The 16,715-nt window shown below is 65.5% G+C and carries 12 protein-coding genes; 6 read left to right on the top strand and 6 right to left on the bottom strand.

Going from position 1 to position 16,715, the window contains the following annotated elements:
* The first annotated feature begins 22 nt into the window (after nt 1–22).
* From HFRIS_RS22340 to HFRIS_RS25500, 6 genes are all read left to right on the top strand, one after another.
* Entirely contained in the window at nt 23–391 is a 369-nt protein-coding gene (locus tag HFRIS_RS22340; RefSeq protein ID WP_006465287.1) for an Hpt domain-containing protein, read from the top strand.
* Between the two features lie 192 nt (nt 392–583).
* Nucleotides 584–2,008, top strand: a complete 1,425-nt coding sequence (locus HFRIS_RS22335) for an efflux transporter outer membrane subunit (protein WP_006465286.1) — start codon at nt 584–586, stop codon at nt 2,006–2,008.
* A gap of 2 nt (nt 2,009–2,010) precedes the next feature.
* On the top strand, nt 2,011–3,090 hold the full coding sequence (locus tag HFRIS_RS22330) for an HlyD family secretion protein (RefSeq protein ID WP_006465285.1): 1,080 nt from the start codon (nt 2,011–2,013) through the stop codon (nt 3,088–3,090).
* The gene (gene rbbA, locus HFRIS_RS22325) at nt 3,054–5,837 is read left to right on the top strand and encodes a ribosome-associated ATPase/putative transporter RbbA (protein WP_006465284.1); all 2,784 of its coding nucleotides are present in this window, start codon (nt 3,054–3,056) and stop codon (nt 5,835–5,837) included. The genes HFRIS_RS22330 and rbbA overlap by 37 nt, the downstream gene beginning before the upstream one ends.
* Nucleotide 5,838: 1 nt before the next feature.
* Nucleotides 5,839–6,966 (top strand): ABC transporter permease, encoded by a 1,128-nt coding sequence (locus tag HFRIS_RS22320; protein ID WP_006465283.1) that lies wholly within the window; start codon nt 5,839–5,841, stop codon nt 6,964–6,966.
* Between the two features lie 64 nt (nt 6,967–7,030).
* A complete protein-coding gene (locus HFRIS_RS25500) occupies nt 7,031–7,195 on the top strand; it encodes a hypothetical protein (protein WP_158243315.1) in 165 nt (54 codons plus the stop codon).
* Between the two features lie 60 nt (nt 7,196–7,255).
* Here HFRIS_RS25500 and parC read toward each other — a convergent pair whose 3' ends face one another.
* From parC to HFRIS_RS22290, 6 genes are all read right to left on the bottom strand, one after another.
* Nucleotides 7,256–9,571 (bottom strand): DNA topoisomerase IV subunit A, encoded by a 2,316-nt coding sequence (gene parC, locus HFRIS_RS22315; RefSeq protein WP_006465282.1) that lies wholly within the window; start codon nt 9,569–9,571, stop codon nt 7,256–7,258.
* 34 nt (nt 9,572–9,605) lie between these two features.
* Complete coding sequence (locus HFRIS_RS22310; protein WP_006465281.1) at nt 9,606–10,523, bottom strand: lytic transglycosylase domain-containing protein; 918 nt, start codon at nt 10,521–10,523, stop codon at nt 9,606–9,608.
* A 1-nt stretch (nt 10,524) separates the two neighbouring features.
* A complete protein-coding gene (locus HFRIS_RS22305) occupies nt 10,525–12,513 on the bottom strand; it encodes a DNA topoisomerase IV subunit B (RefSeq protein WP_006465280.1) in 1,989 nt (662 codons plus the stop codon).
* A 269-nt stretch (nt 12,514–12,782) separates the two neighbouring features.
* Entirely contained in the window at nt 12,783–14,135 is a 1,353-nt protein-coding gene (locus tag HFRIS_RS22300) for an amidase (RefSeq protein ID WP_006465279.1), read from the bottom strand.
* A 123-nt stretch (nt 14,136–14,258) separates the two neighbouring features.
* Nucleotides 14,259–14,936 (bottom strand): DUF2848 domain-containing protein, encoded by a 678-nt coding sequence (locus HFRIS_RS22295; protein WP_006465278.1) that lies wholly within the window; start codon nt 14,934–14,936, stop codon nt 14,259–14,261.
* 90 nt (nt 14,937–15,026) lie between these two features.
* A complete protein-coding gene (locus tag HFRIS_RS22290) occupies nt 15,027–16,340 on the bottom strand; it encodes an MFS transporter (RefSeq protein ID WP_039876979.1) in 1,314 nt (437 codons plus the stop codon).
* Nucleotides 16,341–16,715 lie beyond the last annotated feature (375 nt).

Genomic DNA, 16,715 nt, shown 5'->3' with positions numbered 1-16,715 from the left:
TCGGCCCCAGGGGGAGAAACGCGTGAACGACCACCGATACCAGCACATCAATCCCGAGCCACTGCTCGAGGCCATGGGGGGCGATGCTGCCGCCTGCCGTCACATGTTCGGCACTTTTGCGCAGAGCGCACCGGCCACCTTCGCCCGGCTGGAACAGGCCATCCACGCCGACGATGCAGCCCAGGTCAAGCGCGAGGCGCACAGCCTCAAGAGCATGACGGCCCTGGTGGGCGCGGGCGTGCTGACCGACATGCTCAAGAGCATCGAGACCCAGTCCCGCGCCGAACCACCGGTCAGCGCCCAGCCGCGTCTGGCAGAGCTGCAGGCGCTCTTCGCCGACGTCGCCGCCGAGGTGCGCCATTATGTCGACCAGGTTGGCGTAGCGCAGTAGGGCAGGGAGGCGCCGTCGGCTTCCAGCGTTTCCCCCTATTTCACCTATTACCGACTCATCAGTCAGTAACCTGACGTACATCAATCGGGTTTTTGGCAAGCAACTTCATAATGTGGACACAAAAGACGAAGACTTTCGTCACCACATTTTCCGCTTCCGCCGATGCCCACGATGTGCGAGCCCCCTCCCAGAATGCGCCTGGCCGCATTGCCGCTGTTGCTGGTCTTTTTGCTGGCGGCCTGCCAGTCCATGGCGCCGGACTACCAGCGGCCCGCCGCGCCGGTGGCCGCGCACTACCCGCAGCAGTCTGACAGCACGCTGCCTGCCACGGCGCCGCTGGACTGGAAGTCCACCTTCAGCGATCCGCAACTGCAAGTCCTCATCAGCCTGGCCCTGGCCAACAACCGCGACCTGCGGGTGGCCGCCTTGCGGGTGGAAGAGGCCATGGCGCTCTATGGCATCCAGCGTGCGGACCTCTTTCCCACCATCGGCGCGCAGGTCGGCCTGGACCGTTCGCGTACCCCGGCCGATCTCAACCTGACCGGACGACCGCTGGTCGGTAGCGCCTATCAGGCAGGGCTGGGCCTGAGCAGCTGGGAGATCGACCTGTGGGGCCGTCTGCGCAGTCTGGATGATGCGGCCCTGCATACTGCCCAGGCCAGCGAAGCCACGCGTCGCGCTGCTACCCTGAGCCTGGTCACGCAAGTGGCCGATGCGTATCTGGAACTGGGTGAGCTCGACGAGCGCCTGGCCATCGCCAGCGATACCATCGCCAGCCGTCAGGAGAGCTATCGCATCTATGCACGGCGGGTGGAGGTGGGGGCCAGTTCGCACCTGAACCTGACACAGATCGAAACCCTGCTGACCCAGGCCCAGGCCTTGGGCGCACAACTGGAACAACTGCGCGCCCAGCGCCTGAATGCCTTGACGCTGTTGGTGGGCAGTCCACTGGAACTGGCACCGGGACAGGCGCGCAGCGTGCTGGACACGGTCTTCCCCGCGTTGCAGCCGGGCCTGCCTTCGCTGTTGTTGACGCGTCGGCCTGACGTGCTTGCTGCCGAATACCGCCTGCAGGCAGCCAACGCCAACATCGGTGCCGCGCGGGCGGCTTTTTTCCCGTCTATTTCCCTGACCGGTCAGGTCGGCAGCGCCAGTGCCGAACTGAGCGGCCTGTTTCGCGATGGCAGCCAGGCCTGGAGCTTCTCGCCCAGCATCACGCTGCCGATCTTCACGGCCGGTCGCCTGCGCAACAATCTGGCGCTGTCCGAGATCCGTCGCGATATCTCGGTGGCCAATTATGAAAAGACCGTCCAGGCCGCCTTCCGCGAGGTGGCCGATGCCCTGGCCGCCCGCCAGTGGTTGACGCGGCAACTGGCCATCGCACAGACCGCCGTGACCGTGCAGGCCGAGCGGGCGCGCCTGTCCACACTGCGCTATGACAACGGCGCCGCGCCATTCCTGGATGTGCTCGATGCCCAGCGCGACCTGCTCAGCGCGCGCCAGCAACTGGTGCAGACCCGGCGCGCTTTGCTGTCCTCCTCCGTGGCGCTGTATGCGGCCCTGGGTGGTGATGCCAGCCAGGCCGGCGCTGCCACCCCTCTTCGTCCCGGACCCTGATCATGACGCTTTCTCCCGCCAAGAAAAACCTGCTGACCGCCGGCCTGCTGGTCGTCCTCCTTGCTGGCGGTGCCACCTATGCCTGGCAGCGCCTGCATCACAGCGGCCCGGGGGAGGGTTTCGCCAGTGGCAATGGCCGCATCGAAGCCACCGAGGTGGATGTGGCCACCAAGCTGGGGGGCAGGGTGGACGCCATCCTGGTCAACGAAGGGGATTTCGTCACGGCCGGCCAGCCGCTGGCCCAGATGCAGATCCTGTCGCTGCAGGCGCAACGTGATGAAGCCCAGGCACGCCAGCAGCAATCGCTGTCGGCCGTGGCCAGTGCCGAGGCCCAGGTGGCGGTGCGCGAGAGTGACTACCAGGCCGCGCTGGCACAGAGTGCACAACGCGAGAGTGAACTGGACGCGGCGCGGCGCCGCCTGGCGCGCTCCGAAGTGCTGGTCAAGGAAGGGGCCTCGTCGCTGCAGGAAGTCGATGACGACCGCGCCCGGGTGCGCGGCATGCAAGCCGCCGTGACCGCTGCCCAGGCACAGGTGACGGCCGCCCGGGCCGCCGTGGTGGCGGCACGCACCCAGGTCAGCGGTGCCAGATCGACGGTGACCGCAGCCGCCGCCACGGTACAGCGCATCAAGGTCGATATCGACGACAGCACGCTCATCGCGCCCCGTGCCGGGCGGGTGCAGTACCGCATTGCCCAGCCGGGCGAGGTATTGGGGGGTGGCGGCAAACTGCTCAACCTGGTGGACCTGAGTGACGTCTACATGACCTTCTTCGTCCCCGAGGCCGTAGCCGGCAAGCTGGCCCTGGGGGCCGAGGCCCGCATCGTGCTGGACGCCGCGCCGCAGTATGTGATCCCGGCCAGGATTTCCTTCGTCGCCAGCACCGCCCAGTTCACCCCCAAGACGGTGGAGACGGCCAGCGAGCGGCAGAAGCTGATGTTCCGCGTCAAGGCGCAGATCGATCCGGCGCTGCTGCGGCAGCATCTGACGCTGGTCAAGACCGGCCTGCCGGGCGTGGCCTGGGTTCGTACCGACCAGAGCCAGGCATGGCCGCCGCAGCTGGTGACCAGGGTTCCGCAATGACCGCCACCCCGGACCAGTCGTGGGTGGCACGCCTGGACGGGGTGTCGCTGCGCTATGGCAAGACGCTGGCACTGGATGCGATATCGCTGCAGATTCCGGCCGGCTGCATGGTCGGCCTGATCGGCCCGGACGGCGTCGGCAAATCCAGCCTGCTCTCGCTGGTGGCCGGCGCCCGCGCCTTGCAGCAGGGCGAGGTGAGCGTGCTGGGCGGCGACATGCGCAAGGTCGCGCATCGTACCCAGGTCTGCCCGCGCATCGCCTACATGCCGCAAGGACTGGGCAAGAATCTCTATCCCACCCTGTCGGTGGAAGAAAACCTGCAATTCTTCGGCCGCCTGTTCGGCCAGGACAGCGCCGAGCGCCGTCGTCGCATCGATGAACTTACCCGCGGTACGGGCCTGGCCCCCTTCCTGGCGCGCCCGGCCGGCAAGCTCTCTGGAGGGATGAAGCAGAAGCTGGGGCTGTGCTGTTCGCTGATCCACGATCCCGACCTGCTGATCCTGGATGAACCCACCACCGGTGTGGATCCGCTGTCACGGGCGCAGTTCTGGGACCTGATCGAACATATCCGCCAGGAGCGTGCGGGCATGAGCGTTATCGTCGCCACCGCCTACATGGAAGAGGCGGACCGCTTCGACTGGCTGGTGGCGATGGACGACGGCAAGCTGCTGGCGACCGGCACTCCGGCCGAGCTGCACGCCCGTACCGGCACGGCAGCGCTGGAAGAGGCCTTCATCAGCCTGCTGCCTGAACAAAAGCGGCGCCAGCACCAGACAGTGCAGGTCACGCCGCTGGATGCAAGCGTCGAGGCCGGCATTGCCATCGAGGCCAAGGGCCTGACCATGCGCTTCGGCGATTTCGTGGCGGTGGATCATGTGGATTTCCGTATCCGGCGGGGCGAGATATTCGGCTTTCTCGGCTCCAATGGTTGCGGCAAGTCGACCACCATGAAGATGCTGACCGGGCTGCTGCAGGCCAGCGAGGGCCAGGCCTGGTTGTTCGGCCAGGAGGTCGATCCGCGCGACATGGCCACGCGGGCCAGGGTGGGCTATATGTCGCAGGCCTTTTCGCTGTATGGGGAATTGAGCGTGCGCCAGAACCTGGTGCTGCATGCCCGCCTGTACCGCGTGCCGGAAGCGCAGATCGACGACCGCACCGAAGAGATGGCGACCCGCTTCGGTCTGCTGGATGTGATGGACAGCCTGCCCGAGAGCCTGCCGCTGGGCATCCGCCAGCGCCTGTCACTGGCCGTGGCGATGGTGCACAAGCCGGAACTGCTGATCCTGGACGAGCCGACTTCCGGCGTGGACCCGATCGCCCGTGACCTGTTCTGGCAACTGATGATCGACCTGGCGCGCAAGGATAGGGTCACCATCTTCATCTCCACCCATTTCATGAACGAGGCCCAGCGCTGCGACCGCATCTCGCTCATGCATGCCGGTCGGGTCCTGGTGAGCGCCACGCCGGATGCGCTCATCCGTGAACGCGGCGCGGCCACGCTGGAACAGGCCTTCATCGCCTATCTGGAAGAGGCGGCGGGCAAGAGGAACGCGCCGGTTGCCGATGACCGGCCAGCGCTGCCCGCGGCGATGGAAGCGTCAACATCGCGCCCCGGCCGGTGGCGCACCAGCCTGGGCCGCGCCCTGAGCTACAGCCAGCGCGAAAGCCTGGAACTGCGGCGCGACCCGGTGCGCGCCACGCTGGCCTTGCTGGGGACGGCCATCCTGATGTTCATCATCGGCTATGGCATCAACCTCGATGTGGAAAACCTCACCTATGCCGTGCTGGACCGCGACCAGACCGGCCTGAGTCAGAACTATGCACTGAACCTGTCGGGCTCGCGCTACTTCATCGAGAAGCCTGCCATCACCGATTACCAGGACCTGGACCGGCGCATGCGCAGCGGCGAGATTTCGCTGGCCATCGAGATTCCCTCCGGGTTTGCCCGCGATATCGGGCGCGGCAGGCCGGTCGAGGTCGGGGCCTGGGTGGATGGCGCCATGCCCACGCGCGCCGAGACCGTGCGCGGTTATGTGCAGGGCATGCATCAACTGTGGCTGGCCGACATGGCCCTGCACCGTCTGGGGCAGACCCTGGCCACGCCGGCCACCATCGAGACACGCTATCGCTACAACCCGGATGTGAAGAGTCTGCCGGCCATGGTGCCGGCCATCATCCCGCTACTGCTGATGATGATTCCGGCCATGCTCACGGCGCTGTCGGTGGTGCGCGAGAAGGAGCTGGGCTCCATCCTCAACCTCTACGTCACGCCGGTCACCCGCACCGAATTCCTGCTGGGCAAGCAGTTGCCCTATCTGCTGCTGGGCATGCTCAACTTCGCCATGCTCACGCTGCTGGCGGTGACGGTATTCGGGGTGCCGGTCAAGGGCAGCCTGTTCACGCTGACCCTGGCGGCGCTGGTGTTCATCATCTGCTCCACCGGTTTCGGTCTGCTGGCATCGACCTTCACCAACAGTCAGATCGCGGCGCTGTTCGTGACCATGATCGGCACCATCATTCCCTGCGTGCAGTTTGCCGGCCTGTTGAACCCGGTGTCCTCGCTGGAGGGCATGGGCGCCCTGATCGGCCAGGTCTATCCGGCCAAGCATTTCCTCACCATCAGTCGCGGCGTGTTCAGCAAGGCGCTCGCCGTCGGCGACCTGGGCTCATCCTTCTGGCCCCTGGTACTCGCCGCACCCGTGATCCTGGGGTTATCGGTGCTGTTACTGAAGAAACAGGAGCGTTGAGATGCGCAACTCCTGGGCCAACATCTACCGCCTCGGCATCAAGGAACTATGGAGCCTGCTGCGCGATCCGGCCATGCTGGTGCTCATCGCCTACACCTTTACGCTGTCCATCTACGTGGCCGCCACCGCCATGCCGGAAAGCCTGCACCACGCCGCCATCGCCATCGTCGATAACGACGGCTCGCCGCTCTCGGCACGCATCGCGGCGACCTTCTATCCGCCGCACTTCAAGGTGGCGCGGCTGGTCACGGCGCAAGAGGCTGATGCCGGCCTGGATGATGGCGACTACACCTTCGTATTGGATATTCCCGCCGACTTCCAGCGTGACGTACTGGCCGGTCGGGCGCCTGCGGTGCAACTGAATGTGGATGCCACACGCATGAGCCAGGCCTTCACCGGCAACAGCTACATCCAGCAGATGATCACCACCGAGGTGACGCAGTTCGTGCGACGCACCGAGGCCGGTACCACCGCACCGGTGAACCTGGCCATGCGCATGCGCTTCAATCCCAATCTGGAGCAGTCCTGGTTCGGATCGCTCATGGAGATCATCAACAACGTGACCATGCTTTCCATCATCCTCACCGGCGCCGCACTGATCCGCGAGCGCGAGCACGGCACCATCGAACACCTGCTGGTGATGCCGGTAACGCCTGCCGAGATCATGCTGGCCAAGGTCTGGTCCATGGGGCTGGTGGTGGCGCTGGCGGCACTGGCGTCCTTGCTGCTGATCGTGCGCGGCGCGCTGCAGGTGCCGATCGAAGGTTCGGTGGCGCTGTTCATGCTGGCCACTGTCATGCATCTTTTCGCCACCACCTCCATGGGCATCTTCATGGCCACGCTGGCGCGTTCGATGCCGCAGTTCGGCATGCTGACCGTGCTGGTGCTGTTGCCGCTGCAACTGCTCTCGGGCGGCTCCACGCCGCGCGAAAGCATGCCGCTGCTGGTGCAGGACATCATGCTGGCCGCGCCCACCACGCACTTCGTGGCGGCCGGGCAGGCCATTCTGTATCGGGGTGCCGGGCTGGAGGTGGTATGGCCGCAACTGCTGGCCATCTTCGCCATCGGTGCCTTGTTGTTCACGGCCGCGCTGGGCCGCTTCAGGAAGACCATCAGCCAGATGGCGTGATGGATATTTTCGTTCGCCCGTGCAGCGCCCGTGCGAACACCGACCTCACCGGGGAGTAACCACCATGGACCTGACCAGCCCTTCCGCATTGATACCCGCCATCAGCATCGCGCTGCTCCTGTTCGGCTATGGCATGCGCGCCCGACGCTGGGCGCCCTATTGCATGCTGGCCGGGGCGTTCGGCTTGCTGGGGGTGTTGTTGTATCGGGTGTCGGTGGCGATTGCCTAGCAAACTGCCCCCTGCACAACATGCGCAGAGGGCGATATTTCAACAACGCCAGGCCGTGCCTCAGGCTTGCGCACGCAGCCCTGTCACCTTGATCCGTGACTCCAGCGCCTTGCCCTTGCGCGCCCGCTTGCCGATATGCACGCCCAGCGACGCGGCCGAGAGGGCGATTTCCTTGGCCTTGCCGACATTGCCGGTGCCTTCGACCACCACGCCCTTCTGGCTGATGGCTTGTGCGCCGATCAGCTTTTCGTTTTTCTCCAGCTCCATCAGGTTCACGCCACGGCCGCCGGAAGACAGGGTCTTCATCTCGTCCAGGCCAAACACCAGCAGACGACCATTGCCCGAGACGCAGGCCACGGCGCTGGCGTCGGCGGCGACTGCGCGCGGTGCCAGGGGCAGGGCGCCTTCGTCCAGCGTGAAGAAGCTCTTGCCGCCCTTGACCCGGCCGAACATGTCGGAGGCCTTGGCGATGAAGCCGGCCGCCGCATCCGAGGCCAGCAGCAGCGTGGTGTCGGCGGGGCCGGCGAAGTAGTGCAGGATGCTGCTGCCGCTGGCCAGCTCGATCAGCGTGGTCACCGGCACGCCATCACCGCGTGCATTGGGCAGGGCGCTCACGGCGATGGTGTAGACCCGGCCGTTGGAGCCGAAGGCCAGCAGGTTGTCCACGGTGCGGCATTCGAAGGCGCCATACAGGCTGTCGCCGGCCTTGAAGGTGAATTGCGTGGCGTCGTGGCCGTGGCCGGTGCGGGCGCGCACCCAGCCCTTCTGCGAGATGATGACGGTGACCGGTTCATCGATCACCTTCTGTTCAAAGGTGGCGCGTTCGGCTTCCTCGATGATGGTGCGACGGGCGTCGCCATAGGTCTTGGCGTCGCCTTCGATTTCCTTGATGACCAGCTTCTTCATCGAGGCCGGGTTGTCCAACAGGTCTTGCAGGGTGGTCTTCTCGCCGCGCAGCTCGGCCAGTTCCTGCTGGATCTTGATGGCTTCCAGGCGGGCCAGCTGGCGCAGACGGATTTCCAGGATGTCTTCGGCCTGGCGATCCGACAGCCTGAAGGCCTCGATCAGGGCCGGCTTGGGTTCGTCGGACTCGCGGATGATCTTGATGACCTTGTCGATGTTCAGGAGCACCGCTTCCCGGCCTTCCAGGATGTGGATGCGGTCGTTGACCTTCTGCATGCGGAATTGCGTGCGGCGGGTCACGGTCTCGAAGCGGAAGCTGATCCACTCGCCGAGGATGTCGGTCAGGTTCTTCTGGCGCGGACGGCCATCGCCGCCGATCATCACCAGGTTCAGCGAGGCACTGGTTTCCAGCGAGGTCTGGGCCAGCAAGGTGTTCATGAACTCGGTCTGGTCCTGGTTCTTGGACTTGGGTTCGAACACCAGGCGTACCGGCGCCTCGCGGCCGGACTCGTCACGCACGGCGTCGAGCAGGCCGAGGATGGTGGCCTTCTGGGCTTGCTGCTCGGGCGTGAGCGATTTCTTGCCCAGCTTGAGCTTGGGGTTGGTCAGTTCTTCGATCTCTTCCAGTACGCGCTGCGAGGATACGCCCGGCGGCAGCTCGGTGATCACCGCCTGCCACTGGCCGCGCGCCAGGTCTTCGATCTTCCAGCGGGCGCGCACCTTGAGGCTGCCACGGCCGCTCTGGTACATTTCGGCGATGGTCGTGGCCGGGGTGATGATCTGGCCGCCACCGGGGAAGTCCGGGCCGGGGACCAGTTCCATCAGTTCGGCATGGCTGATCTTGGGGTTGCGGATCATCGCCACCGCCGCCTTGGCCACCTCGGTGAGGTTGTGCGACGGGATTTCGGTGGCCATGCCGACCGCAATGCCGGAGGCACCATTCAACAGCAGGAAGGGCAGGCGCGCCGGCAGCAGGCGCGGCTCTTCGGTGGAGCCGTCGTAGTTGGGCTGGAACTCCACGGTGCCCATGTCGATTTCATCGAGCAGCAGCTTGCTGATGGGCGTCAGGCGGGCTTCGGTGTAGCGCATGGCCGCCGCGCCATCGCCATCACGCGAACCGAAGTTGCCGTGGCCATCGATGAGCGGGTAGCGCAGCGAGAAATCCTGGGCCATGCGCACCAGCGCGTCGTACACCGACTGGTCGCCGTGCGGGTGCAGCTTGCCCAGCACATCGCCGACCACGGCGGCTGATTTGCGCGGCTTGGCGGCGCTGTTGAGCGAGAGTTCGTTCATCGCGTAGAGGATGCGGCGCTGTACCGGCTTCTGGCCGTCGGCCACATCGGGCAGGGCGCGGCCCTTGACCACCGAGATCGCGTAATCGAGATAGGCGCGTTCGGCGAAGGTGGACAGCGTCAGCGATTCGCCATCAGGGGCGGCCGGGACTGGGTCAAACAGGGTCGGTTGATCGGTCATGGAACAGTTCTTGTTGTCGTCGTGGTGGACAGGGTTAATCGTTGGCGGTGACGGGCTCGCGCGGCGGCAGCGTCACCTTGAGACGGGCCTGGCCTGAGCTGGTGCCGGGGGCGGAGGCGGGGCTGCGCTCGCCGGCAGCCAGGCGCATTGTGCCGGGCGGGCGATACAGCTCATAGAAGCGCGACACCAGCCGCACATAGCCCTGGGTCTCGGGATAGGGGGGAATCTTGTTGCCGTATTTCTGCACCGTGCCTTCGCCGGCATTGTAGGAAGCGATCGCCAGTTCCACATGCTGCGGGAACATGGTCATCAGGTCGCGCAGGTAGCGTGCGGCCAGGCGGATGTTGATCTTTGGATCGACCAGCTTCTGGTGCAGGCTCTTGCGGCGGTCGCCCTGCAGGCCATAGCGCTCGGCGGTATCGGGCATGATCTGCATCAGGCCGATGGCGCCCTTGCTGGAGACGGCACCGGCATTGAAGCCGGATTCGGCCGTCATGACCGCCTTGAGCAGGGCCGCATCCAGGCCGAACTCACCAGCGGCTTCGCTGAGCAGGCTGTCGTACTTGCGTGCATCGCGATGCGCGAGCATGGTCCGCACGAAGGGCGGGTCGGCCGGGGTGACGGCCTCCTTGCTGCCGGGATGGTTCAGCAGCGAGGCGCTGCTGGCCATGAGCTTGTCGGGGTCGTCCAGGGTCTGGGCATAGAAGTGGACCGCGCCGTCGGCATCGGTGTACCGGTAGACGATGGTGCGGGGTTTGCGGCTGCTGCCGTCCTTGCCGCCGTTCTTGTTGCCCTCGGCCGCCTCCACCCGCATGTGCTGCACGCCATCGGCATCGGTGTAGCGCACCATCTGTTGCGCCCGTGCCGTCCCTGCGCCCGCGCACAGCAGCACCGTCGCGCCCAGCAGGGCGGCGCGAGCGATGAGCGGCAGGCGGGGTTGGCGGCGGGTCATGTCAGATATCGGCCTCGGCTTCGTTGCCGTGCTCTTCGATCCAGGCGCGGCGGGAGGCGGCTTCGCCCTTGCCCATGAGCATGTTGAAACGCTCTTCCGAGGTCTGCACGCCCGGTTCGCCGAAGCCGATCGGCAACAGGCGGCGGGTGTCCGGGTTCATGGTGGTTTCCCACAGCTGTTCGGCATTCATCTCGCCCAGGCCTTTGAAGCGGGAAATGCTCCAGGCGCCTTCCTTCAAGCCATCCTTGCGCAGCTTGTCTTCAATGGCTTCGAGTTCGCCATCGTCCAGGGCATACAGCTTCTGCACCGGCTTCTTGCCGCGCGCGGGGGCATCCACGCGATACAGGGGCGGACGCGCCACGCAGATGTTGCCGTTCTCGATCAGCTTGGGGAAGTGACGGAAGAACAGCGTCAGCAGCAGCACCTGGATGTGCGAGCCGTCCACGTCCGCATCCGAGAGGATGCAGATCTTGCCGTAGCGCAGGCCGGACAGATCCGGGCTGTCGTTGATGCCATGCGGATCGACGCCGATGGCCACGGCGATGTCGTGGATCTCATTGTTGGCGAAGAGGCGGTCACGCTCGGTCTCCCAGGCGTTCAGGACCTTGCCGCGCAGCGGCAGGATGGCCTGGAACTCCTTGTCGCGGCCCATCTTGGCCGAGCCGCCGGCGGAGTCGCCCTCGACCAGGAAGATTTCATTGCGCGACACATCCGAGGATTCGCAATCGGTCAGCTTGCCGGGCAGCACGGCCACGCCGGAAGACTTCTTCTTCTCGACCTTCTGCGCCGAGCGCAGGCGGCTCTGGGCCTGCTTGATGACCAGTTCTGCCAGCTTCTTGCCATACTCCACGTGCTGGTTCAGCCACAGCTCCAGCGCCGGGCGCGAATAGCCGGCCACCAGGCGCACGGCGTCGCGGGAGTTGAGACGTTCCTTGATCTGGCCCTGGAATTGCGGGTCCAGCACCTTGGCCGAGAGCACGAAGGAGACCCGTGCAAACACGTCCTCGGCCAGCAGCTTGACGCCCTTGGGCAGCAGCGAATGCATCTCGGCGAAGCTCTTCACGGCCGAGAACAGGCCTTCGCGCAGGCCCGATTCATGGGTGCCGCCGTTGGAGGTGGGGATCAGGTTGACGTAGGACTCGCGCACCACGGCGCCTTCCTCGGTCCAGGCCACCACCCAGGAGGCACCTTCGCCCTCGGCGAAGCCTTCGGCATCCTTGCCGGCAAACTGCTCGCCCTCGAACAGCGGGATCAGGGTCTCGCCGCTGCCGCTCTGGGCCAGTTGTTCCATCAGGTAGCCGCGCAGGCCCTGGTCGTACTGCCAGCTCTGGCTGTCGCCGGTCCTGGCGTTGGTGAAGGTCACCTTCACGCCCGGCAGCAGCACTGCCTTGGACCGCAACAGACGTTGCAGCTCGCCCAGCGGGATGGTGGGCGAATCGAAATACCTGGCGTCAGGCCAGACCGTGACGCGGGTGCCGGATTTCTTGTCCTCGCGGGCGGCGGGGCGCGACTTGAGCTTTTCGATGACGTCGCCGCCGGAGAAGGCCAGGGTATGCACGCCACCTTCGCGCCAGACCGTGATTTCCAGACGCGTGGCCAGGGCATTGGTGACCGACACGCCCACGCCGTGCAGACCGCCGGAGAAGGCATAGGCGCCGCCGGAGCCCTTGTCGAACTTGCCGCCCGCGTGCAGGCGGGTGAACACGATCTCGACGGTGGGCACCTTTTCTTCCGGGTGCAGGCCGACCGGGATGCCGCGGCCGTCATCTTCCACGCTGACGCTGCCGTCGGCGTTCAGGGTGACGATGATGCTCTTGCCGTAGCCGCCCAGCGCTTCGTCGGAGGCGTTGTCGATCACTTCCTGGAGGATGTGCAGCGGGTTCTCGGTGCGGGTGTACATGCCCGGACGCTGCTTGACCGGCTCCAGTCCCTTGAGGACACGGATCGATGATTCACTGTAATCGGACGGGGATGTTTTTTTGGTTGCCATGCAGATGAGTGGTCGTGGCTGATGCCGGAGGGTTGTTCTATCTCTGTTTGCCCAGCGCTGAAGCCCCGTGGGAGGGGCCGTCTTGCGCTGCAAAAGCGCATTCTAATGAAAATTCCAGGGATTCGGCGCCCGGGCCGTGGAAATGTTCCCTTCCGCGTGGGACTTGTCCGTAAATGCGCTTAAATGCTGCCAAATATGCATTTAAATGCGGCAATGAAAAAGGCCTGTGCATGCACAGGCCTGGTTGATGTGTTGCAAGCACGCCGGTTTCAGCTGGCCAGCAAGCCCTCCACGGCCAGCGCAATGGACAGCAGGCGTCGGTCCTGGCCACCGGGCGCCGCCAGCGACAGGCCCACCGGTGCGCTGCCTTCCGCATGGCAGGGCAGGGAGACCGCGCAGCCGTCGAGGAAGTTGATCAGCGTGGGGTTGCGCAGCATCTTGCCGTTGGCGCCGTAATAGGCGTCGTCGCTGGCCAGCAGTTCGGCAATGCGTGGTGCGACGATGGGCACGGTGGGCATCACCAGCGCATCGTAGCCGGCCAGTTGTGCCTCGACCTGGGCGATCCAGGGCGAGCGGGCGTGCAGCACATCCAGCAGGTCGGCCGCGCTCATGTCCTTGCCGCGTAGGATGCGCGAGACCACACGCTGATCGTAGCCGGCAGCGTTCTCGGCAATCAGGGCGCGGTGCCAGGCATAGGCCTCGGCGGCGGTGAAGCCACCCTTGCTGTTGATGGCGGCCAGGCCGTTGAAGGCGGGGACTTCTTCCTCCACCACCACCGCACCGGCTTGCGTGAGCCTGGACAGGGCGGCACGGTAGGCCTTGGCGACGCTCTCGTCCATGCCGTCGAGCACGACATTGGTGGGTGCCAGCAGGCGCAGGCCGCGCAGTGGATGGGCCGGCAGCGGGCGATAGGTTTCACCGGCCAGCACGGCGTCCATGATGGCGCAGCACTCCACCGAGGCCGCCAGCGGGCCGATCGAATCCAGGTAGGCCGACAGCGGCAGCACGCCCTCCATGGAGACCCGTGCGGCGGTCGGCTTGAAGCCGGTCAGGCCGTTCAGTGCCGAGGGGATGCGCACCGAACCGCCGGTGTCCGAGCCCACCGCGGCGAACGCCATGCCATCGGTCACCGAGATGGCCGCGCCGGAGGACGAGCCGCCGGGAATGCGGCCTCCTTCGACGCCACGTTCCCACTGGTTTTGCGGGGTGCCGTAGTGCGGATTGATGCCCAGCCCGGAATAGGCGAACTCGGTCATGTTGGTCTTGCCGATGACGATGGCACCCGCCTTGATCAGCTTCTGCACCACCTCGGCATGGGCGCTGGCGACCGGCCTGCCGCGCAGCACCACGGACCCGGCCAGGGTAGTCTCACCGGCCACGTCGAACAGGTCCTTGACCGAGACCGGCACGCCTTCCAGCGGCGAGCGGCGCAGACCGGCGGCGCGCAGGGTGTCGGAGGCACGGGCGGCGGCACGCGCCTGGTCGGCATAGACGCTGGTGAAGACGCGCGCGCCTTCGCCGGCCGGGTCGGCGATGCGGGCCAGGGCCTGTTCGGTCAGTTGCAGGGAAGTGATGCGGCCGGCATCGAGGTCGGCGGCCAGTTGGGAAAGTGTGCTCGGCATGATGGAAAAATGGGGTGGTCGACAGGAGCGGTGCAGCGAAAAGAGCATAAGGGCCAATCAAGCCGGCAGTATCGCATTGCTTGCCGCATCAGACAAAAATGGCCAGCAGGGCTGGCCACGGGATCAGGCGACTTCGGCCAGCGACTGCGCGACATAGTGATGGCGCAGCGCACGCTGACGGCGTGGATCGTAGAGTTCCATCGTGAAGGAGGCGGCCGGGCGGATGCCGCCGATGGCGCCCACTGTGCCGCAGGTCATGCCGCAGCCCTCGGGCAGTGTCGCGCTGCCGTCAGTGAAGCGGGCGATCAGATCGGACGGGGTGCGCAGCGAGGCCAGCGGGCCTTCCTGGTACAGCACGGTGGCGCCGTCTTCTTCGATCCAGGAGCGGATTACCAGCTCGTCCCAGTAGTCGGCCACGTCCGCCAGTTTCCAGGCGGCAGCGCCCACCGGCTTGACGCAGGCCTGCTTGGAAAAAGCCACGCTATGGGCTTCCAGCTTGCGGTCGGTATGGTCGGAGGCGATGGAGACATACAGTTCGCCACCGGCATTGAAGACGAAGGTCTCGACTTCGCCGGAGGAGGCCTCGCCCAGTACCTGCACCTGTTCAGCCTGCGACAGCTGGTTGGCCGAGACGCGGTAGAACAGCGGCACTGCGCTGGGACGGGAGATGCCCAGGGCTTCCAGTTCTTCGATGTGATGTTCGATGGCCGCCATGTCGCGGCCGGCCCAGCCGGCGATGACCAGGCTGTCGATGTCGGCCTGGAGGGCAGATTGGTCGGGGAGGGTAAAGGTCAGCTTCATGATGTCTATCCTGCAGGTGATTCAAGGGTGATTCGAGGGTGATTCAAGGGTGATGTGCACTGCGCTTGGGGGAGTTGGTTCAGTGGGGTGTCAGTGCTTCCTGACGAACACCACCACCAGGAAACTGGCCAGGAATTCCAGCGCTGCCACGAAGTACAGGCCAGAGGACAGCGATCCGGTGCTGGTCTTCAATGCGCCGATCATGTAGGGCGCCACGAAGCCGGCCAGGTTGCCGATGGAGTTGATCAGGGCGATGCCGCCGGCGGCTGCCGTGCCGGCCAGGAAGGCACCGGGAATCGACCAGAACACCGGGAAGGCCGCCAGGATGCCGACCGCCGCCAGCGTCAGCGAGCACAGGGCCAGAGTGGCGTTGCCCAGGCTCATGCCGGTGGCGATCAGGCCGATACAGGCGATCAGGGTGGCGATGGCGCTGTGCATGCGGCGTTCGCCGGTCTTGTCGGAGTGGAAGCCGTTCCAGATCATGGCCAGGGTGCCGGCCACGAAGGGGATGGCCGAGATCAGGCCGATCTGCAGGTTACCCTTGACGCCGATTTCCTTGATGATGGACGGTGCCCAGAAGGCGATGGTGGCGTTGCCGCTGACCACGCAGAAATACACGGCAGCGCAGATCCAGACGCGGTAGTTGCTGCAGGCGTCCTTGAAGGAGAAGTGCTTGCCCGGTGCGCTGTTTTCGGCAGCCAGTACCTGGGTGACGGCGTTCTTCTCGGCCTCGCTCAACCACTTGGCGTTGGCGGGCTTTTCCGGCAGCCAGGCCAGCACGGCGAAGCCGGCCAGCAGGGAAGGGATGCCCTCGATGATGAACAGCCACTGCCAGTTCGCCAGGTGACCCACGCCTTCCATGCTGCTCATGATGAGGCCGGCAATCGGACCGCCGACCGCACCGGCGATGGCGAACGAGGTCATGAACAGGCCATTGACGCGGGCGCGGCGCTGCGCCGGGAACCAGTAGGTCAGGTACAGCACAACGCCTGGGAAGAAGCCGGCCTCGAAGATCCCTAGCAAAAAGCGCAGGATGTAGAAGCTGGTGGGCGTGGTGACGTAGGCCATCGCCATCGAGGCCAGGCCCCAGAGGATGGTGATGCGGGCCAGGGTCTTGCGGGCGCCGATCTTTTCCAGCAACAGGTTGCTGGGGACTTCGAAGAGGAAGTAGCCGATGAAGAAGATGCCTGCCCCCAGGCCGTAGACGGCTTCCGAGAACTGCAGGTCCTGCAGCATCTGCAGCTTGGCGAAGCCGACGTTGACGCGGTCGATCCAGGCCAGGACGAACAGAAAGACCAGGAACGGGATCAGGCGCCAGGCGATCTTGCGATAGGTGACATCCATGCTGGATGGCGCGCCTGCCGATGCCGCCGCTGTGGCGGCGGCGGATGGGGAATAAGACATGAAAACCTCCTCAAGTGGTGCCGGCGTCCGCGTGGCGGCGCCGTGCTGTGTTCGGCATGGGATGGACTGGGTGCATGGATGGGCAAGCAGGACCGGCCATGCTGTTGTTATCGCCCGAAGGCACCGGTCTTAGGGCCTGTTCACACTAAATCTGCGAGATGCGTTGCGCCCAGAAGGCGTGGTGGCAAGGCGCGCGGCAAGGCTGGTGGTGGTGCCACCAGCCTTACCGTGCAACGCCGCTAGCGCGCCTTCTGGGCGCAACCCTCCGGGAGAGGCCGGCAAGCGTCGCCTGCCGTTGTTGCAGCTCCTTGCCGTAGCACCACTACGGCGCGTCGCTGCGCCTAGGCAGACAACGCTTGACGACCTCTCGCACTC

The organism is Herbaspirillum frisingense GSF30, assembly GCF_000300975.2.
Lineage (GTDB): Bacteria > Pseudomonadota > Gammaproteobacteria > Burkholderiales > Burkholderiaceae_D > Herbaspirillum > Herbaspirillum frisingense.
Note: the sequence above shows the minus strand (reverse complement) of the source record. Positions and strands in the feature narration are given on the sequence as shown.